18 protein-coding genes are annotated in these 25038 nt (G+C 35.3%); 11 read left to right on the top strand and 7 right to left on the bottom strand.

What is annotated here, in order from left to right:
* Window positions 1-223 precede the first annotated feature (223 nt).
* The 7 genes from ilvD (at window position 224) to PXD56_RS10195 (ending at window position 9522) form a co-directional block, all read left to right on the top strand.
* A complete protein-coding gene (gene ilvD / locus PXD56_RS10225) occupies window positions 224-1900 on the top strand; it encodes a dihydroxy-acid dehydratase (RefSeq protein WP_276493236.1) in 1677 nt (558 codons plus the stop codon).
* Window positions 1901-1993: 93 nt separating this feature from the next.
* Window positions 1994-3727: a biosynthetic-type acetolactate synthase large subunit gene (ilvB, locus tag PXD56_RS10220; RefSeq protein ID WP_276493235.1), complete on the top strand. Its 1734-nt coding sequence runs from the start codon at window positions 1994-1996 to the stop codon at window positions 3725-3727.
* A gap of 17 nt (window positions 3728-3744) precedes the next feature.
* Window positions 3745-4323 carry an O-methyltransferase gene (locus PXD56_RS10215; protein ID WP_276493234.1) on the top strand — a complete coding sequence of 193 codons (579 nt, stop codon included), beginning with the start codon at window positions 3745-3747 and terminating at the stop codon, window positions 4321-4323.
* A gap of 63 nt (window positions 4324-4386) precedes the next feature.
* Window positions 4387-4905 carry an acetolactate synthase small subunit gene (gene ilvN / locus PXD56_RS10210; RefSeq protein ID WP_036153906.1) on the top strand — a complete coding sequence of 173 codons (519 nt, stop codon included), beginning with the start codon at window positions 4387-4389 and terminating at the stop codon, window positions 4903-4905.
* A 40-nt stretch (window positions 4906-4945) separates the two neighbouring features.
* Entirely contained in the window at window positions 4946-6421 is a 1476-nt protein-coding gene (ilvC, locus tag PXD56_RS10205) for a ketol-acid reductoisomerase (protein WP_276493233.1), read from the top strand.
* 157 nt (window positions 6422-6578) lie between these two features.
* Complete coding sequence (gene ilvA, locus PXD56_RS10200) at window positions 6579-7844, top strand: threonine ammonia-lyase (protein WP_276493232.1); 1266 nt, start codon at window positions 6579-6581, stop codon at window positions 7842-7844.
* Between the two features lie 91 nt (window positions 7845-7935).
* Window positions 7936-9522 (top strand): NADP-dependent glyceraldehyde-3-phosphate dehydrogenase, encoded by a 1587-nt coding sequence (locus PXD56_RS10195; protein WP_276493231.1) that lies wholly within the window; start codon window positions 7936-7938, stop codon window positions 9520-9522.
* Between the two features lie 35 nt (window positions 9523-9557).
* On the opposite strand, the gene PXD56_RS10190 is transcribed toward PXD56_RS10195, so the two are convergent.
* Both PXD56_RS10190 and PXD56_RS10185 read right to left on the bottom strand, forming a co-directional pair.
* On the bottom strand, window positions 9558-10196 hold the full coding sequence (locus tag PXD56_RS10190; RefSeq protein WP_276493230.1) for a tetratricopeptide repeat protein: 639 nt from the start codon (window positions 10194-10196) through the stop codon (window positions 9558-9560).
* A gap of 110 nt (window positions 10197-10306) precedes the next feature.
* Window positions 10307-12460 (bottom strand): TonB-dependent receptor, encoded by a 2154-nt coding sequence (locus PXD56_RS10185; protein ID WP_276493229.1) that lies wholly within the window; start codon window positions 12458-12460, stop codon window positions 10307-10309.
* A 257-nt stretch (window positions 12461-12717) separates the two neighbouring features.
* On the opposite strand from PXD56_RS10185, the gene PXD56_RS10180 reads away from it, so the two are divergent.
* Both PXD56_RS10180 and PXD56_RS10175 read left to right on the top strand, forming a co-directional pair.
* On the top strand, window positions 12718-13917 hold the full coding sequence (locus PXD56_RS10180; RefSeq protein WP_276493228.1) for an MFS transporter: 1200 nt from the start codon (window positions 12718-12720) through the stop codon (window positions 13915-13917).
* A 202-nt stretch (window positions 13918-14119) separates the two neighbouring features.
* Window positions 14120-15388, top strand: coding sequence for a serine hydrolase domain-containing protein (locus PXD56_RS10175; protein ID WP_276493227.1), 1269 nt, complete (start codon window positions 14120-14122; stop codon window positions 15386-15388).
* Between the two features lie 75 nt (window positions 15389-15463).
* On the opposite strand, the gene leuB is transcribed toward PXD56_RS10175, so the two are convergent.
* The 4 genes from leuB to leuC form a co-directional block, all read right to left on the bottom strand.
* Complete coding sequence (leuB, locus tag PXD56_RS10170) at window positions 15464-16519, bottom strand: 3-isopropylmalate dehydrogenase (RefSeq protein ID WP_276493226.1); 1056 nt, start codon at window positions 16517-16519, stop codon at window positions 15464-15466.
* Between the two features lie 75 nt (window positions 16520-16594).
* Window positions 16595-18112, bottom strand: coding sequence for an alpha-isopropylmalate synthase regulatory domain-containing protein (locus PXD56_RS10165; RefSeq protein WP_276493225.1), 1518 nt, complete (start codon window positions 18110-18112; stop codon window positions 16595-16597).
* An 83-nt stretch (window positions 18113-18195) separates the two neighbouring features.
* Complete coding sequence (leuD, locus tag PXD56_RS10160) at window positions 18196-18792, bottom strand: 3-isopropylmalate dehydratase small subunit (protein WP_276493224.1); 597 nt, start codon at window positions 18790-18792, stop codon at window positions 18196-18198.
* A gap of 99 nt (window positions 18793-18891) precedes the next feature.
* Window positions 18892-20304, bottom strand: a complete 1413-nt coding sequence (gene leuC / locus PXD56_RS10155; protein ID WP_276493223.1) for a 3-isopropylmalate dehydratase large subunit — start codon at window positions 20302-20304, stop codon at window positions 18892-18894.
* Between the two features lie 201 nt (window positions 20305-20505).
* On the opposite strand from leuC, the gene PXD56_RS10150 reads away from it, so the two are divergent.
* Both PXD56_RS10150 and PXD56_RS10145 read left to right on the top strand, forming a co-directional pair.
* Window positions 20506-21693: a hypothetical protein gene (locus tag PXD56_RS10150; RefSeq protein WP_276493222.1), complete on the top strand. Its 1188-nt coding sequence runs from the start codon at window positions 20506-20508 to the stop codon at window positions 21691-21693.
* Window position 21694: 1 nt separating this feature from the next.
* The gene (locus PXD56_RS10145) at window positions 21695-22891 is read left to right on the top strand and encodes a hypothetical protein (RefSeq protein WP_276493221.1); all 1197 of its coding nucleotides are present in this window, start codon (window positions 21695-21697) and stop codon (window positions 22889-22891) included.
* Here the strand turns inward: PXD56_RS10145 and recG are convergent.
* Window positions 22884-24989, bottom strand: coding sequence for an ATP-dependent DNA helicase RecG (gene recG / locus PXD56_RS10140; protein WP_276493220.1), 2106 nt, complete (start codon window positions 24987-24989; stop codon window positions 22884-22886). The two genes, PXD56_RS10145 and recG, sit on opposite strands and share 8 nt — an antisense overlap.
* Window positions 24990-25038 lie beyond the last annotated feature (49 nt).

The raw sequence follows: 25038 nt of genomic DNA, 5'->3' as shown, positions 1-25038 counted from the left end.
ATACAGGTTTTTTTTATAATGCTATAATAAAAATGGTCAGTTTTGAAGTATTGAATATGATATAAATTGACTATTTAAATTATTGATATTTAGTTATTTATGTGGTTTTTTGATAAAATGAATTTGTATTGTCTATTATAGTTAAAAATTGAAATTTTTATAAACTTTTATCTTTGGTTTAGTAGTATTTAAGAAATCAAGATAAGCATACGAGATTTATATTATGGAATTAAATAAATACAGTAAAAACGTTACTCAAGATCCAACACAACCAGCAGCACAAGCAATGCTTTATGCAATTGGTTTCAAAGATGAGGATTTTAATAAACCTTTAGTTGGTATTGCAAGTACAGGTTATGAAGGCAACCCTTGTAATATGCACTTAAATGATTTAGCAAAATTGGTAAAAGAAGGCGTTAATTCTAAAGAAACTGTAGGATTGATTTTTAATACTATTGGTGTTAGTGATGGTATTTCTATGGGTACACCAGGAATGCGTTTTTCATTACCATCTAGAGATATTATTGCAGATTCTATGGAAACTGTAGTACAAGGTATGTCTTATGATGCATTAGTAACAGTTGTAGGTTGTGATAAGAATATGCCAGGTGCATTACTGGCAATGTTACGTTTAAACCGTCCTGCAATATTAGTATATGGTGGTACCATAGCTTCTGGTTGTCATGAGGATAGAAAATTGGATATTGTTTCTGCGTTCGAGGCATGGGGAGAGAAAGTAGCTGGCACCATGGACGAGAAAAATTATAGATCTATCATTAAAAAATCCATACCGGGAGCTGGTGCTTGTGGTGGTATGTATACGGCAAATACAATGGCTTCTGCCATAGAAGCTTTAGGTATGTCCATGCCATATAACTCTTCTAACCCTGCAATTAGCAACAATAAAGAAGAAGAGTGTATCGCAGCGGGTAAACAAATGCGTATTCTTATTGAGAAAGATATTAAACCTCTGGATATTGTTACCCGTAAGTCTTTGGAGAATGCTATTCGTTTAGTAACCATTATGGGAGGTTCTACCAATGCGGTTTTACATTTCTTGGCAATTGCAAGAGCTGCGGATATAGATTTTACGCTAAAAGATTTTCAACATATAAGTGATACTACACCATTTATTGCAGATTTAAAACCTAGTGGTAAATACTTAATGGAAGATGTTCATAGAATAGGAGGTATACCAGCTGTTTTAAAATATTTATTAAGAAACGGTCTTTTACATGGAGATTGTTTAACCGTAACCGGAAAAACCTTAGCGGAGAATCTAGAGAATGTTCCAGATTTAGAAGAAGGTCAAGATGTTATTATGCCTTTAGATAAGCCTATTAAGGCAACAGGTCACTTAAGAATGTTATATGGTAATTTGGCAGAGAATGGTTCTGTAGCAAAAATTACAGGTAAAGAAGGTTTGTTGTTTAAAGGAACAGCAAAAGTATTTAATAGTGAGTATGATGCCAATGATGCTATACGCGGAGGTGAAGTGGAGAAAGGAAATGTAGTCGTCATTAGATATGAAGGTCCTAAAGGAGGTCCGGGAATGCCAGAAATGTTAAAACCTACTGCTGCTATTATGGGTGCAGGTCTAGGTAAAGAAGTAGCATTAATTACAGATGGTCGTTTCTCAGGTGGTACACACGGTTTTGTAGTAGGGCATATTTCGCCAGAAGCACAAGAAGGTGGTACTATCGCTTTAGTTAAAGATGGAGATACAATTACTATAGATGCTGAGACAAATTCTATAAATGTAGAAGTGTCAGATGAGGAATTGGCAAAGCGTAAAGAAGCTTGGGTAGAACCTGCTTTAAAGTTTAAAAAAGGAGTGTTATACAAATATGCTCGTTCCGTATCTTCTGCAGCACAAGGTTGTGTTACCGACGAGTTTTAAATAACACCGACTAGATTTTAATTAATACTAGACGGATTTTAATATCAGGTTATTGTAACTCATATATACAATACTTGAATTTGATTATTAATTATGAAAACAGTAAAAGAGAAGAAAAAAGGTACAGATTCCAAGAAAACTATAAAGATTTCTGGAGCAGAAGCAATAATTCATTGTTTGTTGGCTGAAGGTGTCGAAACAATGTATGGCTACCCTGGTGGTGCAATTATGCCCGTCTATGATGAGCTATATAAATTTCAGGACAAGTTGACCCATATTCTTACAAGACATGAGCAGGGTGCTACGCATGCAGCGCAAGGATATGCTCGTGTTTCTGGAAAAGTGGGTGTCGCTATCGCAACTTCTGGTCCTGGTGCTACCAATTTAGTCACAGGTCTTGCAGATGCACAGATAGATTCTACCCCTATGGTATGTATTACTGGTCAAGTTACTAGGCAACTGTTAGGTACCGATGCTTTTCAAGAAACTGATATTATTGGTATCTCTACTCCGGTAACGAAGTGGAACTATCAAATTACCGAGGCTTCTGAAATTCCTGAGGTAATGGCAAAAGCTTTCTATATTGCTAAATCTGGTAGACCTGGACCGGTTTTAGTTGATATTACTAAGAATGCACAAATAGATGCGTTTGATTTTGCATACGAGAAGTGTACAGCAGTTAGAAGTTATAAGCCGGTACCTAAACCAAAAATGAGTGCTATAGAAGCTGCTGCAGATTTAATCAACAGCGCTAAAAAACCATTTATAGTTTGGGGACAAGGTGTAATTCTTGGTCAGGCAGAACAAGAATTGAAAGATTTGGTCGAGAAAGCTGGTATTCCTGCTGCATGGACTATTATGGGTGCATCAGCTTTAGATACGGCTCATCCTTTAAATGTAGGTATGGTGGGTATGCACGGTAATTACGGACCAAACCTAATGACCAATGAGTGTGATCTATTAATTGCCATAGGTATGCGTTTTGATGATCGTGTAACGGGTAGGTTAGAAGATTATGCAAAACAGGCCAAGGTTATTCATTTTGAAATTGATCCTGCTGAAATAAATAAGAATGTTCACGCAGATGTGGCTGTTCTAGGGAATTCAAAAGATACTTTAGGTCTATTATTGCCATTGATAAAAGAGAACAAGCATGAAGCTTGGCATAACGGTTTTAAGGAGAAATATAAAATAGAGTTTGATACGATTATAAAAAATGATATTCACCCAACCAAAGCTGGTTTGACCATGGGTGAGGTAATCGAAGAAATAAATTTAGCATCTAATAACAAAGCGGTTATAGTTTCTGATGTAGGTCAGCACCAAATGATTGCTTGTAGATATGCCAAATTTTCTCAGTCTAAAAGTAATATTACTTCTGGCGGATTAGGAACTATGGGCTTCGCATTACCAGCTGCTATTGGTGCCAAAATGGGTGCTATGGATAGGGAAGTGGTTGCTATTATCGGTGATGGTGGTTATCAAATGACCATTCAAGAATTGGGTGTTATTTTTCAGCATAAAGTACCTGTTAAGATTGTTGTATTGAACAATGAGCACTTAGGTATGGTACGCCAATGGCAAGAGTTGTTCTTTGAGAAGAGATATGCATCAACCGTAATGGTGAATCCTGATTTTGTGAAAATAGCTGAAGGATACAGTATTGAGGCAAAGCGAATTTCTGAGCGTAAAGATTTAAAATCTACTATTCAAGAAATGATGGCTTCTAAAGAGCCTTATTTCTTAGAAGTTAAGGTAGAACAAGAAGATAATGTTTTTCCAATGATACCTTCTGGAGCTTCGGTTTCTGAAGTTAGATTGAAATAGCAGCAATATTAAATCTCATGAACGATACTAACATACAGGACATTCCAAAAATACACACGGAGATAATTCGTAAATCTGAGGAAATAGGATTTACAATGCCGTCAGACTTGTACGTTGGTAGCTTTCTCAAAACCTTGATAGCTTCAAAACCAAGCGGAAGATTTTTGGAAATAGGAACTGGTATTGGTCTTAGCCTTTCTTGGATGATAGAGGGTATGGATGCTGATTCTAAATTAATATCCGTAGATAACGATCCAGAGTTAATTTCAATAGCCACTAGTTATTTTGGTGATGATAATAGGGTTGAGGTTGTTTGTAAAGATGGTGCTGATTGGATTAAAGAGTTCTCAGGTGCTAAATTCGATTTAATTTTTGCAGATGCTTGGCCTGGTAAGTATAGTGAAATCGATGAGGTTTTGGATTTGATAAATGTTGGCGGATTTTATATTATCGATGATATGACCAAACAACCCAATTGGCCAGCAGGTCATGAGGATAATGTTATTGAACTAACGGCATATTTAGAACAACGTAAAGATTTACAATTGACCAAAATGAATTGGTCTACAGGCTTAATAATGGCCGTAAAGAAATAGTATAGAATAATTATAATGACACCATAAAATCCTTTTGTAGAAAGGAATAGGTAATTAAAGCTTATGGAAAATAAATGGTTTACAATATCGGTATATTCAGAAAATAATGTTGGATTACTGAACAGAATATCTGGTATCTTTTTAAAGAGACATATTAATATTGAGAGTTTAAATGTCTCTAAATCAGAGATTGATGATGTTTCTAAATTTACGATTGTAGCGCATACGACGGAGAAATGGGTACATAACATTGTCGGTCAGATTGAGAAACAAATTGAGGTTATAAAAGCATATTACCATACTGATGATGAAACCATTTATCAAGAATCTGCTTTGTTCAAAATAGCATCGGGACTTCTGTTTGACGAGCGTCAAATTCAGAATATTATTAAGGATAATAATGCGCAGATCGTAACAGTATCAAGAGACTTTTTTGTCATCGCTAAAAGTGGCAGAAGAAATGAAATTGATGAAATGCACGATCAGCTAAAGCCCTACGGTATTATGCAGTTTGTACGCTCTGGTCGTATTTCTGTTACTAAAGATGAAATGAAAATTTCAGCGATACTAAAAGAATTTTAAATAAAGAATCTAAACAATAATCAAATAAAGTAAAAACAAAATGGCCAATTATTTTAATACGCTATCATTAAGAGATAAATTAACGCAACTTGGAAAATGCCGCTTCATGGATTCGTCTGAGTTTGCAGATGGCGTAAATGCTTTAAAAGGCAAAAAAATTGTAATCGTAGGTTGTGGTGCACAAGGTTTAAACCAGGGGTTGAACATGAGAGATTCTGGTTTGGATATCGCTTACACACTTCGTGATGCTGCTATAAAAGAAAAAAGACAATCTTTTGTAAATGCATCTGAAAACGGATTTACAGTAGGTACCTACGAGGAATTGATTCCTACTGCCGATGTTGTGATCAACCTTACACCAGACAAGCAGCATACTGCCGTAGTAGGTGCTGTTATGCCATTAATGAAAAAAGGTGCTACACTATCTTATTCTCACGGTTTTAATATTGTAGAGGAAGGTACGCAGGTTCGTGAAGATTTAACTGTGATTATGGTAGCTCCTAAAAGTCCAGGTTCAGAAGTACGTGAAGAATACAAAAGAGGGTTTGGGGTACCAACTTTAATTGCGGTGCACCCAGAGAATGATCCAGAAGGTAAAGGTTTAGCTCAGGCAAAAGCTTATGCTGCTGGTACAGGTGGTCACAGAGCCGGTGTATTAGAGTCTTCTTTTGTTGCAGAGGTAAAATCAGATTTAATGGGAGAGCAAACTATTCTTTGTGGTTTGTTACAAACAGGTTCTATTCTTTGTTTCGATAAAATGATCGAAAAAGGTATTGATGCCGGTTATGCCTCTAAATTGATACAATACGGATGGGAAACTATTACTGAAGGTATGAAGTATGGCGGTATTACACATATGATGGACCGTCTTTCAAATCCTGCTAAAGTAAAGGCATTTGAATTATCTGAAGAATTAAAAGATATTATGCGTCCGTTGTTCCAAAAGCATATGGATGATATTATGACCGGTCATTTCTCAAAAACTATGATGGAAGATTGGGCAAATGATGATAAGAACTTGTTAACGTGGAGAGCTGCAACAGGAGAAACTGCTTTCGAGAAAACGCCTGCAGGTAGCCAAGAGATTACGGAGCAAGAATTTTATGATAATGGTGTTCTAATGGTGGCTATGGTAAGAGCTGGTGTAGAATTGGCTTTTGAGGCAATGACAGAATCAGGTATTATTGCTGAGTCTGCATACTACGAGTCTTTACATGAAACTCCGTTAATAGCAAACACGATTGCACGTAAGAAATTGTTTGAAATGAACCGTGTTATATCTGATACGGCAGAATATGGTTGTTACTTGTTTGATCATGCTTGTAAGCCTTTATTAACTGATTTTATGAAAGGTATTGAGACCGATGTTATTGGTACAAACTTCTCAGGAGATATTGATAATGGCGTTGATAATGCACAATTAATTGCTATTAATAAAGCGTTACGTACGCATCCGGTAGAGATTGTTGGTACTCGTTTGCGTGAGTCGATGACGGCTATGAAGCCTATCGTATAAATTTATAATCTTTTATAGATATACCGATTGTCCGGTTGAGTGCATTCTTAAAATTGTAAACCTTTGTGGTATAGCAGTTTTTAAAGAGTTGCCCTTAAGCGGACAATTTAGGTTTCATACTGATTTATAAAGTTTACAATTAAAGAATTTGAATACTATGAAAGGGACAAAGCCGGCATATTTTCCGCAATTAGATGATGTATTACAAGCGGCACAGACCATTTCTGAAATTTCAGAAGTAACGCCACTAACTGAAAGTATAAGATTGTCAAAGCAATTTAATTGTCAGGTGCGTCTAAAACGCGAGGATCTACAGCGCGTTCGGTCTTATAAGATTAGAGGTGCATTCAATAAAATAAGTTCTTTAACAGAAGATGAACGAGCAAAGGGTGTTATTTGTGCAAGTGCGGGTAATCATGCTCAAGGTGTTGCTTTTGCCTGTTATCACTTAAAGATTAAAGGCACCATTTACATGCCTTCGGTAACGCCAAAACAAAAGGTGGAGCAAACGAAATTATTTGGTGCAGAATGGGTAGAAATAGTTTTAGAAGGTGATACGTTTGATGATGCTTCTTTAGCGGCTAAAACTTTTGGTGATAGTACGGGTAAAATATTCGTTCACCCGTTTGATGACCCCAAGATTATTGAAGGTCAAGCTACCGTGGGTCTAGAGTTGATTGAGCAGGCAAAAGAACCTATAGATTATCTTTTTGTTTGCATTGGTGGTGGAGGTCTAGCATCTGGACTAATTAGTGTTTTTAGTCAACTTTCACCCAGTACCAAAATTATTGGAGTAGAACCTAAAGGTGCTCCTTCCATGAAAACTTCTATTGAATCTGGTGAAGTAGTTGCGCTTAACCATATCGACAAATTTATTGATGGTGCTGCGGTCAAGAAAGTAGGTAGTTTAACGTATCCTATCTGTAACTACTATTTAGATAATATGATTACGGTAGATGAGGGGAAAGCATGCCAAACTATTTTAGATCTTTATAATAGAGATGCCATAGTGGTAGAACCTGCAGGTGCATTATCTATAGCTGCCTTAGATCAATATAAAGAAGAGATTACCGGAAAAAATGTCGTCTGTATTATTGGCGGAAGTAATAACGATATTACAAGAACCGCAGAGATCAAAGAGCGTGCTTTATTGTATGGTAAATTAAAGCATTACTTTATTATTCGTTTTCCTCAAAGACCAGGGGCGTTAAAAGAATTTGTGGTAGATATTTTAGGACCTAACGATGATATTACACATTTTGAATATTCTAAGAAATCTAGCAGAGAAAATGCGCCTGCGGTAGTAGGTATAGAACTTAAGCATCCAGAAGATTTAAAACCTTTGATAGAACGCATGAAAACTAACAATTTTTATGGCGATTATATAAATGACAAACCAGATTTGTTTGAATATTTGGTTTAAACTACTTTTAGTATATCAGATTCAATTTCTATTAATTTCAGAAATTAATCTACTATACAATTATCAATCATAGTACAAAATAGAAAATGAAATGAGCGATATTAAAATTCCAGAAGAATTTCAGATTACGTCTACTATAGACCAAAAGCATTACTTGGTCAACGGTGAATTAAAGGAATGGAAAGGAGATACCACAGCGGTTTATTCTACTATTTCTTCGACCAAGGAATATAAACCAACTTTACTGGGGAGTATTCCAGATTTGCAAGAAGCAGAGGCTTTAGATGCTTTAAATGGTGCGTTGAGTGCATATGATAAGGGAAAAGGTGTTTGGCCAACCATGCACGTTAAAGACCGTATTGAGTGTATGGAGGTTTTTGTAACCAAAATGAAAACCAAAAGAGAAGAAGTTGTAAAATTATTGATGTGGGAAATTGGTAAATCGTTACCGGATTCTCAGAAAGAATTTGATCGTACGGTAGAGTACATTGAAGATACTATTGAAGATTATAAGCAATTGGATCGTGACGCTGCTAAGTTTACAAAACACGATGGCGTATATGCGCATATAAAAAGAGGACCTTTAGGGGTTGTTTTGTGTTTGGGACCATATAACTATCCGTTAAACGAAACATTTGCGTTGTTGATTCCTGCAATTATTATGGGGAATACTACCATTTTTAAACCTGCAAAACATGGGGTTTTATTGATTACCCCACTTTTAGAAGCTTTTCAGACTAGTTTTCCAAAGGGTGTGGTAAATGTATTGTTTGGTCGTGGTAGAACCGTTGCTGCACCAATTATGCAGACAGGTAAAGTAGATGTTCTTGCCTTAATAGGTAATAGTAAATCTGCCAATGCTTTACAAGATCAACATCCTAAAAGCAATAGGTTGCGTTTGGTGTTAGGTCTAGAGGCTAAAAACCCAGCTATTATTTTACCTGATGCCGATTTAAATTTGACTGTTAATGAATGTTTAGCAGGTACATTATCTTTTAATGGTCAACGATGCACTGCGTTGAAAGTAGTCTATGTTCATGAAGAAATTAGTGAAGAGTTCAATAAGAATTTTGCGAATAAGGTTGATGAATTAAAATTTGGAAATCCGTGGGAAGATGGAGTAAAATTAACTCCGTTACCAGAACCTGATAAGGCAGCTTATATTCAAGAGTTAATTGATGATGCCCTTTCTAAAGGAGCAAAGATTATCAATAAAAAAGGAGGGAAGCATTTTGATAATTATATATGGCCTGCAGTTCTTTATCCTGTAACTAAAGACATGAGGGTGTATAAAGAAGAACAGTTTGGTCCAATAATACCAATTGTACCTTTTGCTGATATTGAAGAGCCTTTAGATGATATGGCAGAAAGCAACTATGGTCAACAAGTAAGCTTGTTCGGTAAAGATGTATATGCTCTTTCTCCGTTAATAGATACTTTGGTGAATTTGGTTTGTCGTGTAAACTTAAACAGCTCTTGCCAAAGGGGACCAGACGTTTATCCGTTTACCGGAAGAAAAGATTCTGCTCAAGCAACCTTAAGTGTTCATGATGCATTGCGTTCATTCTCTATTAGAACATTTGTAGCATTTAAAGACAATGAATTGAATACTGAAATTATTGAAAATCTATTAGAAGCTAAACTTTCTAATTTTGTAAGTACGGATTATATATTATAAGGGTCCTAAATTAAGACTTAAAATAACCTCTCCTATTAATTAGGGGAGGTTTCTTTTTTACAGTTGCTGCTGATCTCATTTGCTCGTTCTAAACCTGAGTATGGGTAGTAGGGTATGGTTTGTTCTTCTTCGTTAAATAATATAATTGCACGTTCAATATCTTCACAATACGGAGCTATAGATTTACCGAAGAATTTAGCGGTTCCCATATCCCATTCGGTTTTACCTAATAATACTCTTGGGTTGTTTGGTGCTATAGCTTGTGCTTTTTGATAGATAGCAATATTCTCACCTGATAAGGTCATGCCATATTTTGCACCATCAAAAGCAATATATGCAGTATTCAAAAGGGCATATGAAATCATAATTTCTGGGTTGTCTTTTGATATTGCCGATGCATTATCCAAAAAGCCTTTTGCCCTGGTTAACTTTGATGTTAATAGAGCTTCGTCTTTTAAACCAAAACTACTTACAATTTCAATCAGTCCGGCATAATAAGCGGGTAGCCAATTGTCGGTTTCTGCAGATGCTATTCTTTCAAATAGTTGTACGGCTTCTGTATTTTTTTGTTGTTCCCATAAAGCAAAAGCATCGTTCATCCCTTTTTCATAAGGTGTTTGTGCGCTTATACTAAGAGTGAAAATAAATGTGGCAATTAGTAATACTGATTTCATGATGTATAGTTTTTTGATGTTATTTATTGTTGTTCAAATATCTTTTAATTCCCTTGTTTTTGATAAAATAGATGACTCAGTTGTAGGTTCTTTGTAGTGAATCGTAATTTTTAAAGATTATCTAACTGATTGTCATTTTTATTGTCGCTTATCGTCCAAAAGAAACCTATGAAAAAGAAGCGGTCTGCTGCGGGTGTAATTGTTCTTCTATCGAATATTCCGTCCATATTGGTTTGGTCAGCGTATTGGTATCCGTTTACATTTTTGGTTCCTAATACATTGCTGACAGATAGGTATAATATTTTCTGCGGACTTATTAAATACGCATAGTTGACATTTAAGGAATTGAAACTTTTTGCTTGTTCTGTTAAGAAACCGCCTTTATTTGGGTCTGTATATGTTCTACCCGAAGCATAATTATAACTGAAGCCTACTTGACTTTTCCAATCTTCTACCCATCGCTTTACCACTAAAGACGCATTGTGTTTTGATGCAAAATCAGGTGTTGCAGATGTTGGGTAATTCTGGTAATCCCTTTCTGTATCTAAGTAAGAGTACGACATCCAGTATTCTGTATTTTTAATTGACTTATTATCTCTCCAGAAAATATCCAATCCTTTAGCATATCCACTTCCTTCATTGTTATAAGTAGAAGTAGGCAAAGCGAACGGAGTGTCATATTTTACTAAATCTCCGTAATTCTTATAATATGCTTCAGCTCTGAATATCTGCTTATTTTTTACATACTGGTAGTTGGCAATATAATGGGTGGTGTTTTCGGCAATGAAATCACTACTATATTTTAAGTAATCGTTTTTGGGGTTTTGAAAGAACTCACCATATGCCAATGAGAATTGCGAATTTGTGCCAGCTTTATATGCCAATGATAATCTTGGTGAAATAGTAAATTCTTGCAGTAGTTCAGAATATTCTCCTCTAATACCAATCTTAGTGGCAAATTTTTTAGAGAAGAATACATCTGTTTCTATAAAGCTGCTGAGAATATTGTTATCTAATTCAAAATCGTTTTCAAAGTTTGTATCTAAATAGTTTTCTGTAAAGTTTGTTGCGAAATATTCTGCACCAAAGTTTAATTTGTAACGACTAGAAAAGAATTTTTTAAATGCGATTTTTAGATGAGCGGAGTTTTCAACATCCGTAATGTCAGCATCACTATACTTTATTTCAGAACGGTCATTGGCAAAGCTAACACCTGTGGCAATACTCCAGTCTTTTTCTAAAAAATCTTGATAAGATGTATTAATGTATAGATTTCTATTTTTTAACCCGAAGCGAATACCATCTACTTCATTGATATCTTCTTGTGTTAAATCAAAATTTGCAGAACTGTAGGCTCCGTATACTTTTAGTAATCCGTCATTATTGAATTTATATCTATACACAGCTTCACCACCAACAGATTCAATTGGCTTGTGCCATTCATTATTGTCAGGATACAGTTTTTGGTAAGGGGCTAGATTTATATAAGATGTATTTATACTCAAAGAGCTTTTTTTCCATTTTTTAGTATTGCCAAGACCAAAACCAACTGTCATAATAGAAATTTCGGTTTTTTCTTCTTGTGGTTCGTTTATACTATTTAAAAGTAGAACACTTGATAATGCTTGACCGTATTCTGCAGAATAGCCGCCGGTAGAAAATGTAATTCCTTTAAATAAGAATGGAGACAATCTACCTCTTGCCGGTATATTATTTGCAGAAGGGGAGTAGGGTGTAAACACGCGCATGCCGTCTACAAAAATTTGGGTTTCTTCAGCATCACCACCTCTAACGAACAATCTGCCATCTTCCGCAACATTAGATGTACCTGGTAACGTTTGTAAAGCTCCTACAAAATCGCCAAGTGCACCTGCCGTAGTTACAATATCTAATGGTTTTAATGCGGTTACCTTGGCATTATCGCCAGCGTTGAAAGTTCCTGCGTTTACGGTTACGGCATCTAAGGTATTAACATCATCTTTTAGCTTAATTGTAATACTGCTGAAATTGGCAATGTCGTCTGTGTTAGAATATGTTTCAAATGAAATAGATGAAGCTATCAATGTTTGTGTGCCAGTTGTAGTTGTTTCAAAAGTAAATAGTCCATTTTCATTGGTAGCGGTACCATCATAAGTTCCGCTCAAATAAACATTTGCTCCCATGATGGGTGTTCCCTGTTGGTCAATCACTTTCCCTGATATAGTAGATTGAGCAAATAAACTATAACAGAAAAGTGTAAGTAATAAGAATAATAGCGTCTTCATTGTTGATTATATTTTTTGATTGATATCACAAATATGAATCGTAAGAGAAGGTTTAAATAAAATGGTTTTCTCAATTGTAGTATTTGGGTACTGAATTGATAGAATTCATTCTTTTGAAGAAATTATAGTAGGTTAATTATTAACATAAATATGGTAATTAATGCGTGTTTTAACCCGTATAATGGTTTTAACTTTGCGTTTGTAAACTATTGATCGAGAACCTATAGTGTATATGTTGAACTTAAAATTTATAAGTTATGGATACTATAAAATCAAATAAAAAAGCGCTATTTGCTTTAGCCATTGGTGGTTTTGGAATTGGACTTACCGAATTTGTTATCATGGGAATTTTGACCGAAGTTTCAGGTTCTTTAGGAATTACGATTCCTCAAGCCGGTCACTTTATTGCAGCCTATGCACTAGGTGTAGTGGTAGGTGCGCCGTTGTTAACGGGATTAGGTTCTAAGCTAACTCCTAAAAAAATGCTATTTCTTTTAATGATATGGTTTACCGTTTTCAATACTTTATCTGGACTGGCAACGGGCTATACGAGTTTGTTGTTCATGAGATTTCTGTCTGGTATACCTCATGGTGCCTTTTTTGGCATTGGTGCTGTTGTTGCTACAAAATTGGCAAAAAAAGGAAAAGCTGCTCAAGCTATTTCAATTATGTTTTCAGGTCTTACGGTTGCCAATGTAATTGGAGTACCAATAGGTACCTATTTAGGACAACAGTTTAGCTGGAGTGTTTCTTTCTTTCTAGTAGGCTTTGTCGGTTTATTGGCTTTAGGAAGTATTTACCTGTGGATGCCAAAAATTGAAGTCGAAGAGGCAGAAGAGAAAGTCAGTGTTTCTCAAGGATTGAAAAATACAGAGCTTTGGGCTTTGATCGCGCTAACCACTATTGGTACAGGTGGGTTCTTTGCATGGTATAGTTATGTTGCTCCATTAATTACAGATGTTGCAGGTTTGCCAAACCATTTTGTTGGCTATGCTATGATGTTGGCCGGTTTAGGTATGGTAGTCGGTAATTTCTTAGGAGCGAAAATGGCAGAGTTGTTTTCTCCATTGAAAGCAGTAATCATTAGTTTATCGGTAATGAGTGGTATTCTTATTTTAAACATGTTTATAGCAACTAACCCATATTTGTTAATGGCATTGACTTTTGTTATTGGAGCAATATCTTTTACGGTTGCAACTCCTATTCAAATGGCTATAATAAATACTTCAAAAGGCTCAGAGATGTTAGGGTCTTCTATGAACCAAAGTGCGTTTAACATGGGTAATGCTTCTGGGGCTTATTTAGCCGGATTACCAATTGCATTTGGCTACGGAATTATTTACTCTAGTTTAGTAGGTGCCGTTCTAGCTTTTTCAGGCGTTGCTATTGCTATAGCTTTATTAATAGTTAGAAAAAGAAAAGAAATTAAATATAGAAAAATGGCGATGAGCTGTTAAGATATAGATTTAATAATTGTAAAAAAGGAACTTGGGAAACAAGTTCCTTTTTTTTGTCGTAATATTCAGGCGGACGTTAATTTGTACTTTTCTTTTTGCCTTATAATCAGTCCGTTTGGATGTTAAAATTTTCAATTTGTGCAGTTCATCGGTAATTTTATTCTTTTTATCACGTTGTTAGAAAACCAAAACTTACAACGCTGTGTCACGTACCAAACTATTTCTTGGAGCCATAATAATGGTTCTTCTACTATTTGTTCTTACGGCTTCTTCATTTAAGCCAGAGCATTCTAAAGCGATTATTTCAAATCCTAATTCCCTTAAAACTCTTGCTGAGAAAAGGGAAATCAAACTATATAACATACGTCAAAAAGCATTGAAAGATGCACTGACCGATTATTTTAATAAAGCCATTAATTCTGGTGATATTGTTGGCGCAGGTGTTAGTATTGTTAGTGGAGATTCTGTTATTCTTTCTGATGGATATGGTAAAAGAAGCTATAATGGTAAAGAATCTGTTGACGGGGAAACCTTATTTAGATTAGGTTCTATCTCAAAAGGATTTACCGGTGTTCTAGCAGCTAATTTAGCGAGTGAGGGAAAACTAAGCCTAAACGATAAAGTAGCAGATTATTTACCTGATTTTCATTTTGGTAATCAAAATAACACCCAAAAAATTGAAGTTGCACATTTACTTTCGCATACAACAGGAACCCCGTATCATAGTTATACAGATTTGGTAGAGGCTGGGTATACTATGTCATCCATCAGTGGAAAATTTGATAAAATTAATCCAATAGCTGCACCTGGTGCGCAATATAGCTATCAGAATGCTATGTTTTCCGTATCACAAGAAGTAATGCTAAAAGCCACAGGAAAAGATATTCAGACCTTATTGACAGATAAATTCTTTGAACCTTTAGGGATGAATTCTGTTTCTATGGATCATAAGACATTGATGAATTCAGAGAATATTGCTTTGCCACATGTAAGAAGAGGACATAGATGGAGAACTGTATTGCCAAGGGATAATTATTATAATGCAATTGCTGCTGGCGGAATTAATGCTAACTCAGAAGATATGGCAAAATGGATGCGTTTTTTATTAGGTCATAATTCTGATGTAATGTCCAAAGATGCTATGTCACAAGTTTTTGAACCTTTTGTTGAATTGAAAGGACATCGTAAATATTATCAAAAATGGCCTGGGCATGTGAGTTCAGGTTACGGATTTGGATGGAGAATACACACGGTAAAAGAAAATGAGAATGCACCTGTAGAAACTATTTGGCACCATGGAGGTAGTGTAAACAACTATAGAAATGAAATTGCTCTTTTTCCTGAATCTGATTTAGGTATTTGTGTGTTAATCAACGGACCATCTAAATTGGTGAAAACGGTTATACCAGATCTTCGAGCAATTGTAAAGAGTATTTACGAACAAGAAATTGCAATAGCTACAAGCATTTAAGTAGGCTGTAATTAGTAGATATAAAAAATCCCTTTAATCATTGATTAAAGGGATTTTCATTTTTAAGTATATTTTTTAAATGTTGCTAGCTAACCAATCGCCAACTTCACTAGTTTTATAACTCTTACCGCCATCGGCCAGATCTTCGGTTACATAACCTTCGGCTAAAGATTTGTTTACTACGCGTCTAATTTCTTCAGCTTCTTCTGTCATATTCATATCTTCAAAAAGCATAGCTGCAGAAAGTACGGTAGCTAAAGGATTAGCAATGTCTTTACCGGCTGCTTGCGGATAAGAACCGTGTATTGGTTCATATAAAGATACTTCGCTACCTACCGAAGAAGAAGGCATAAGACCCATTGAACCTGCAATAACAGAAGCTTCATCGGTTAAGATATCTCCAAATAAGTTTGCTGTAATGATTACATCGTATCCTTTTGGCCATTGAATTAAACGCATAGCTACTGCGTCAATGAACTCATATGAAACTTCAACCTCAGGATAATCTTTTTCCATTGCCTGTACAGTCTCTCTCCAAAGTCTAGAAGACTCCAATACGTTGGCTTTATCAACACAACATAACTTTTTAGAACGCTTCATTGCAAATTCAAAGCCTTTTTTGGCTAATCTTTCAATCTCAAAACGTTGGTATGTCATGGTGTCATATGCAGTATTGCTGTCATCTTTTCTTCCGCGTTCACCAAAATATATACCACCGGTTAATTCTCTTAATATAATTAAGTCAGTACCTTCTATACGGTCTTTCTTTAAAGGAGACTTTTCTATTAGTGAAGGGAAGGTAAAGGTTGGTCTTACGTTTGCAAACAAACCTAGTTTTTGTCTCATTTTTAATAATCCTTGCTCTGGACGGACTTTTGCCGATGGATCATTGTCAAAACGAGGATGACCTATAGCACCGAATAAAACGGCATCTGCATTTGCACAAATTTCATGTGTTTCATCTGGATAAGGCTCACCAACGGCATCAATTGCCGCAGCACCGGTTAGAGCCGGTTCCCATGTGATATTGTGCTCATATTTTTTAGCAATGGCATCACATACCTTTACTGCTTGATCAATAACTTCAGGACCGATACCATCACCGGCCAATAAGGCAATATTTAATTTCATGGTTTAATTGCTTTTCGCTTTTCGCTATGCGCTACACGTTATACTATCATCGTATTACGTTTAAGCTATTTATTATTAAATTATGTTTAACATTTTCTCGGTAGCTTTAATGGCGCTTACCGTTTGGTCAGAATCTAGCCCTCTAGAGGTAAACTCTTTTCCATCCAATTCCCAAGTGATAACTGTTTCGCATAATGCATCAGAAGTACTACCTGGTGGTATACGTACAGCATAATCGGTTAATTTTGGTAATGGTTTTTTCTTTGCCAGATATACTTTTTTTAGTGCATTCATAAAAGCATCATACTGTCCGTCTCCTTGTGCATGGGCTTCGATTACTTTACCGTCTATTTCTACTGATAGGGTAGTGGAAGGCATTAATCCCATAGCATGAGTTAATACATATGATTTTATAAACACTTTCTGCTTATAATCCGCAGTATCCAAAACATCGGAAATAATGAAGGGAAGGTCATCTTTAGTAACACGCTCTTTTTTATCACCTAGTTCTATAATTCTAGCAGTAACTTTTTTTAACTCTTCATTGTTTAAGGTTAAACCAAGCTCTTGTAAGTTTTTTTGAATGTTGGCCTTACCAGACATTTTACCTAATGCATATTTACGTTTTCTACCAAAACGCTCTGGCATAAGTTCACTAAAATATAAATTGTTTTTACTATCGCCATCGGCATGTATACCGGCAGTTTGCGTAAATACATTGTCACCAACAATGGGTTTGTTGGCAGGTATGGTAAACCCTGTAAATGCTGAAACCAGTTTACTTACCTCGTATAGAGATGTTTCGTTTACATTGATTTCAACTTCTGGTAGAAAGTCGTTGATTACGGCTACGGCACTTGCCATAGGTGCATTACCGGCTCTTTCTCCCATACCGTTTACGGTAAGGTGAAGTCCATGACAGCCTGCTTTTACAGCTTCCATGATATTGGCTACCCCTAAATCGTAGTCGTTGTGACCATGAAAATCGAAATGGAGTTTTGGAAATTTTTCAATGATTTCAGATAGATAGGCATATGTTTCTGTATGCGTTAAAATGCCTAAAGTATCTGGCAATAGAATTCTTTTTACATTCTGGGTAGAAAGAAATTCTAAAAACTCAAAAACATATTCTTTTGAATTTCGCATACCGTTACTCCAATCCTCCAAATAGATATTATTTATAATACCTTTTTCAGTGGCTTGTCTAAATATTTCGGCAATTTCAGAAAAATGCTGTTCAGGAGTTTTCTTTAACTGATACTTTAAATGGTTCATAGAACCTTTAGTCAGCAAGTTTTGGGAAATTGCCCCAGATTTCTGCATCCAATCTAAAGAGATACCGCCATCTACAAAAGTTAGTACTTCTACACGTTCAAGAAAACCGTTTTCCCCAGCCCATTCGGTAATCTTTTGAACAGCATCTAACTCTCCATCAGATACACGAGCAGATGCAATTTCAATTCGATCTACTTTTAGTTCTTCTAAAAGTAATTTAGCCAAGGTCAGTTTTTCCGATGCAGAAAAGGATACGCCTGAGGTTTGTTCACCATCCCTAAGGGTGGTATCCATTATTTCTAACTTTCTTTTTTTCATGTGTTCTAAATGCCATTTTTCAAAAGGAGAAATGGCATTGGGTTAGTTAACGTAAATGCTCTGTACTGTTGTGATATTTCAAATTATAGCGGAGTGTTCTCAGCAAATGTCTCAATATCTTTTTTGATGTTCAATAAATAATCGATATCATCAAAACCGTTAAGCATGTTGTTTTTCTTATAATCGTTAATGTCAAAAGACTCACTTTCACCAGTTGGCAATAATGTGATTTTTTGCTCTGGAAGATTAATTTCCAATTCAGTAGATGGGTCAGCTTCTACAGCATCAAAGATTTTTTGTAAAAACTCAGCGCTTACCTGTACTGGCAATACACCAATATTTAAACAGTTACCTCTAAAAATATCTGCAAAGAAACTTGAAACTACGCATCTAAATCCGTAGTCATAGACCGCCCAAGCGGCATGCTCACGAGAGGATCCTGAACCAAAGTTCTTACCACCAACTAAGATTTTTCCGCTGAATTTATCTTGATTCAAAACAAAGTCTTCTTTCAACGTATTGTCTTGATTGTAACGCCAATCTCTAAATAGGTTGTCGCCAAAGCCTACACGCTCTGTAGCTTTTAAAAATCGTGCAGGAATTATTTGATCTGTATCTACGTTCTCTATTGGTAATGGAACCGCAGTTGAAGTTAATATGTCGAATTTATCGTATGCCATTTTTTATAGCTTTTTGCTTCTGGCTATTAACCATCAGCTTGTATTATTATCAATATTGTTTTGCTAAAAGCCAATGGCTAATAGCTAAAAGTAGACTTGTTATACAAGTTCAACCATTAATTCTCTTGGATCTGTTACTTTACCGGTTACGGCAGCTGCAGCAGCAACTAGCGGACTAGCCAATAAAGTTCTTGAACCAGGTCCTTGTCTTCCTTCAAAGTTTCTGTTAGATGTACTTACCGCTAATTTACCAGCCGGTACTTTATCATCGTTCATAGCTAAACAAGCGGAACAACCAGGTTCGCGAAGTTCAAAACCAGATTCTGTCAAGATATCAAGTATACCTTCTTCTTTTATTGCAGATTCAACTTTATGTGAACCAGGTACCAACCATGCCGTAACATTGTCAGCTTTCTTTCTTCCTTTTACAATAGAGGCAAAAGCTCTAAAATCTTCTATACGTCCATTGGTACAGCTACCAAGGAAAACAAAATCAATTGGTTTGCCCATCATACTATCACCTTCATTGAAATCCATATATTTCAATGATTTCTGGTAGGTAGTAGCACCACCTTGAACAGCATTGGCCATAGGAATGTCATTGGAGATTCCCATACCCATACCTGGGTTGGTACCGTAAGTGATCATAGGTTCTATAAGGGAACCGTCAAAAGTTAATTCTTTATCGAAAATAGCATCCGCATCTGTATACAAAGTTTCCCAGTATGCCATTGCTTTATCCCAATCTGCACCTTTAGGTGTAAATTCACGTCCTTTTACATATTCAAATGTCTTTTCATCAGGAGCGATCATACCACCACGGGCACCCATTTCTATACTTAGGTTACAAACGGTCATACGACCTTCCATACTCATATCTCTAAAAATTTCACCAGCATACTCTACAAAGTATCCTGTTGCACCAGAAGTGGTTAATTGAGATATGATAAATAGAGCAACATCTTTAGGTGTAACCCCTTTGCTCATTTTACCGTTAATATTAATACGCATTCTCTTTGGCTTAGGCTGCATAATGCATTGTGTAGCCAATACCATCTCAACTTCAGATGTACCAATACCAAAGGCAATAGCACCAAAAGCACCGTGTGTAGAAGTGTGCGAATCTCCGCAAACAATAGTAGCACCTGGTTGGGTAATACCATATTCAGGTCCTACAACGTGTACAATACCGTTTTTAGCATGACCTAATCCCCAATATGATATACCATATTCATTGGCATTTTCTTCTAACATTCTTAATTGGTTTGCAGAAAGTGGATCGGCAACCGGCAAATGTTGGTTAATTGTAGGAGTGTTATGGTCAGCCGTTGCAAATGTTTTCTCAGGATGCATAACAGGAATACTTCTGTTCTTAATTCCTAGAAAAGCAACAGGGCTAGTTACTTCGTGTACCATATGTCTGTCAATGAACAGTACATCTGGACCATCTTGTATTTTATGTACTACGTGGGAATCCCACACTTTGTCAAATAATGTTTTTGTTGCGCTCATGTTCTATATAATCTAAGTACACAAATCTATTAAAATCAAGGATTTCTTGGAAATTAACACACTTGAAAATTACGATGTTCAACGGGAAAGTTGTGATATTTTGACAGATTGATAGTACCGCTTATAAGGGTAAAATGTCTTTTTATCTAAAGTTTGTTTTATTGAGTTTCGTACTTCTTTTTTTAGTGCTAAATTTCTGACATGAAAAAACTGACCGTACTGGTATTGGCCATTTTGTTTATTTCTTGTGATAAGGATAGCGCTGAAGATTTTGAAAATAATTCTTCTAGTTCTGATTTAGGTTATAGAATTATTGGAAGATATTATGATTTAAATATAAACGGAGGAACAGCAAGCCAAGAATTATATGAATATGAGAATTATGATAATGACTATGACCCAAATAGCTACTCTAATTTAATTTCTGAAACTGGCATAGATATTTTAAACTATAGGGATTATTTTGCTAATGAGTATGGTATAACCTTAAGAGAGAATAATTTTAATGTTGATAACTCTTTTTACTATAAAGATTTTAAAACCAATCAAATTTTAAAAATTAATATGCCTCATATACCAACTAATGAATGGTCTTATTGGCACTATGAACGTTCATTTTATTTTCTATATAGAGATGATTCTACCTATGATAGCAACGATGATTCTCTAGAATATAAATTGAAAATTATAAACTTTGAAACTAATCAGGAATCTGAACTCAATGTTGGTAGATTTATATCAGCTGAGTATGGAAAATTTCAGGTTGAATTAATTGGGAATATTGTTTACTTTTTAAGACTTCCAGATTTTTTTATCAATGAAGGTGAAGTTTCATTAGTGTCAATTAATCTTGATAGTTTAGAAATTATTGAAAACAGTTCCAACTTTAAATCTGACAGGTACAATTTAATAACAGATAGCTCAAAAGATTGTTATCTTTTTGGGCAGGATTTTAATTATAAATATAATTTGAATTCTAACTCTTTTGAAGAATTAAGTATACCTGGAGAATCAAATTATTTAGACCCTGGATTTACCAATAAAAGGTATGATCAGATAGTTGTTAACAATAAAGTAATCTCATATTTTACTCCTCCTGCTCCAAGTGCAGAGCTGGCGCTCCCAGTAGTTTTAGATTTAGAAACTGGTCAAGTTACCATTATTCAGTTTAGTGAGGAACCAACTCAATTTGAAGATGATGAAATTGGACCTTGGAGACCATTTATAAAGTGCTTTAGTGTTGATTCTAAAACTGAAACAATTATTGTAGGAGTAGAGAATCAATTGGGTGCAGAATTCCAATCTCAAGGTGTGTTTACAGTTGATTTTACAGGTAACATTTTAAATAAACAAATGATTCCTATTTTGCCCATTCAAATAATTAAATAGTATGAAAATAAAACTGACCTTAATAATATCAGCCATTTTGTCTATTTCTTGTAGTGATGATTCTGTTGACCCCATAACACCAGATGTTATTGTTGAGGAAGAAATTATTGAAGATGAAGAAGTGGTTGAGGAAGTTTCATTTCCTACCTTAGTTGCAATTAGCAAGAACGTTGGATATTATTATGGGATGAAGATAAATTCTCTTTCTGATAATGTTGAAATAACAAATTTGTCCGAAACATTGGATTTAGGAAATTTTGGATCTTCAAATGTCAGTTTTTATGATGGTATTTTTACACATGGTTCATTAGATTATAATATGGATACAGGATATCAAGCTAAAATTTCACAATTTAATTTTATTGAATCCAATACTTTTGTGTTAGATGGTTTTTGCGACCCTTTAAATCTTCCTGCTTCTAGTCAGGCTGGTATTAGCGGCTCAGAAAATTATTTTGTACATACCTACTTAAATTCTTTATATAGTGTTGATGTACCTCTTTATTTGAATTCTTGGAATAATACGGATGAAAGTTGTAATGAATTTTTATTAGGGAACGGACCACTTTATAATTCTAAATTATTTGGCAATTACTTTCTTGGTTTCAAGTTTAGAGAGGTGCAAGACGAGAATATTACTTTAAACAAAGAATTATGGTTAGTTGATTTAGATAGAAATCAAGAACCATTAATGTTTGAAATGGACTCAAGTTTCAATTTTGCAACCATAAACTCAGATACGCTTTACTTAACATATATCAATGGTGATTATAAAGTATATGATATTAAGACCAACACATTGATTAATGAGGGAAATAACAATGTGTTTTCAGAGTATAATGGAAATTATATATTTAAAACTTCTTTTTCCGACAATCAAATGGTTTTTTATAAACCTACTTTAGAGTTCAATACTTTGTCTGCATTTACACCTATATTATTCAATTTTAGGGAAAATAAAATTGTTGATTTGAATGTTAAATTTGAAGAAATTTATACTCATTTAGTTGAGAGATACAATGAATCATATGCGGTAATTAATTGTTCTTTAGATTTTGAGAATGAAGTAGTAATAATAGGGTGCAATAATTCTAGACCTGATGATATAGGTTTATTGCTCTATTGTGATTTTTATGGTAATATTTTAAGAGAAGTAGAATTGCCTTATTCACCGGATTTTGTCAATATAATTAACTAATATAAGTCCAGATATTCTTATGCCTCACCAACTGGGCATACATGTGTCTAATAATTAGATTCTCTGGTTTGCTTAGTGAAGGATCTTCTTTTAACAATTGTAATGCGTAATAGCGAGCCGATTTTAAGATGTCGTTATCCTTTACGATATCAGCTATTTTTAGATTCAACAATCCACTTTGTTGGGTACCCATAATATCTCCGGGTCCGCGAAGTTTTAAATCTACTTCTGCAATTTCAAACCCGTCATTAGTGGCTACCATGGTTTCTAATCTAGTTTTAGCTTCTGTAGATAATTTATGACTTGTCATTAGAATACAAAAACTTTGATCGGCACCACGACCAACACGACCACGTAATTGATGTAGTTGCGAAAGCCCGAATCGTTCTGCACTTTCAATAATCATAACCGATGCATTAGGCACATTTACACCAACTTCAATTACGGTGGTGGCAACCATTATTTGTGTTTCACCTTGTACAAAACGGTTCATTTCAAATTCCTTATCCGCCGGTTTCATTTGTCCGTGAACAATGGATATTTGATATTTTGGCTGTGGAAAATCACGCGCTATACTTTCGTAGCCATCCATTAAATCTTTATAGTCCATGGCTTCAGACTCTTGAATTAATGGGTAGACGACATATATCTGTCTGCTTTTTTCAATTTCATCACGTATAAATCTAAAAACTTTTAATCTATTGGCGTCATAGCGGTGTACAGTCTTGATAGGTTTACGACCAGGTGGTAATTCATCAATGACCGAAATATCTAAATCGCCATACAAACTCATGGCTAATGTTCTAGGTATTGGTGTTGCTGTCATTACCAATATGTGAGGTGGAAACTCATTTTTGTGCCATAATTTAGAACGTTGGGCAACTCCAAAACGGTGCTGCTCATCAATAATGGCTATTCCTAAATTCTTATATTTTACCTTATCCTCTAAAAGGGCATGGGTACCAATAAGTATACTTAATTCTCCATTTTCTAATTGTTCGTGAATTGGTTTACGTGCCGATTTCTTAACGGAACCAGTAAGTAAAGCACAGGTGATTTCAGTGCCTTCAAGTAGCTCAGAGATACCTTGAAAATGCTGGTTGGCAAGAATTTCTGTGGGTGCCATTAAACATGCTTGAAATCCGTTATCAATAGCCAAAAGCATGGTCATTACCGCTACAATGGTTTTACCAGAACCTACATCTCCCTGTAATAAACGGTTCATTTGGGCATTGCTTCCTAGATCTGAGCGTATTTCTTTTATGACTCGTTTCTGCGCTCCGGTAAGTTCAAAAGGCAATTTATTTGAATAAAAGTCTTTGAAATATTCGCCTACTTCATTGAAGGGAAAGCCCTTTATCTTTTTCTTTCGAGAAACATTTTTACCAATGAGTTGTAGCTGAATATAAAAGAGCTCTTCAAACTTTAAACGCCATTGCGCTTTTGCCAATAATTCTTGACTTTTAGGAAAGTGAATATTGAACATTGCTTCGCTTTTGTTCAATAATTTAAGGTCGTGCAGTAATTTATCGGATAGGCTTTCCGTGAATTTACCGTTGATTTCAATAAATAGTTGCTGCATCAATTTACTGATGACTTTATTGGTAACTCCTTTATTACTTAACTTTTCTGTAGATGGGTATACGGGTTGCATGTACACCTTGGTACCTTGTTCGTGCGCTTTCAAAGGTTCCATCTCTGGATGTGGCATTGAAAATGTACCGTTGTACCAGTTGCATTTTCCAAAAATGACATATGGTACATTTAGTTTTAAATTCTCTCGTAACCACTTTTGACCACGAAACCAAACCAATTCTATTTCACCTGTATCATCTTTAAAACGAGCTACTAAACGCGAACCTCTTTTTTGCTCTACTGTTTTTAAATGAACGATTTTTCCAATAATCTGAACATCGGCACTGCTACGTTGTAATTGACTTATTTTATAATATTGGGTTTTATCAATGTACCGATTAGGGAAAAGATTCAGCAAGTCTTGGTAAGTGCTTACTCCTAATTCAGACTTTAAGGTTTCGGCTCTATTAGGACCAACACCTTTTAAGTACACAACGGGAGTTTGCAAGAAGTTTGCGTTCATGGCACTAAAATAGGCTTTAGGTAGATTTGCGACAAACTAAAGTATTAAA

Source organism: Maribacter zhoushanensis (assembly GCF_029350975.1).
Classification (GTDB): Bacteria; Bacteroidota; Bacteroidia; order Flavobacteriales; family Flavobacteriaceae; genus Maribacter; species Maribacter zhoushanensis.
The sequence above is the reverse complement of the archived record's forward strand: the minus strand, read 5'-3'. Positions and strand labels throughout refer to the sequence as shown.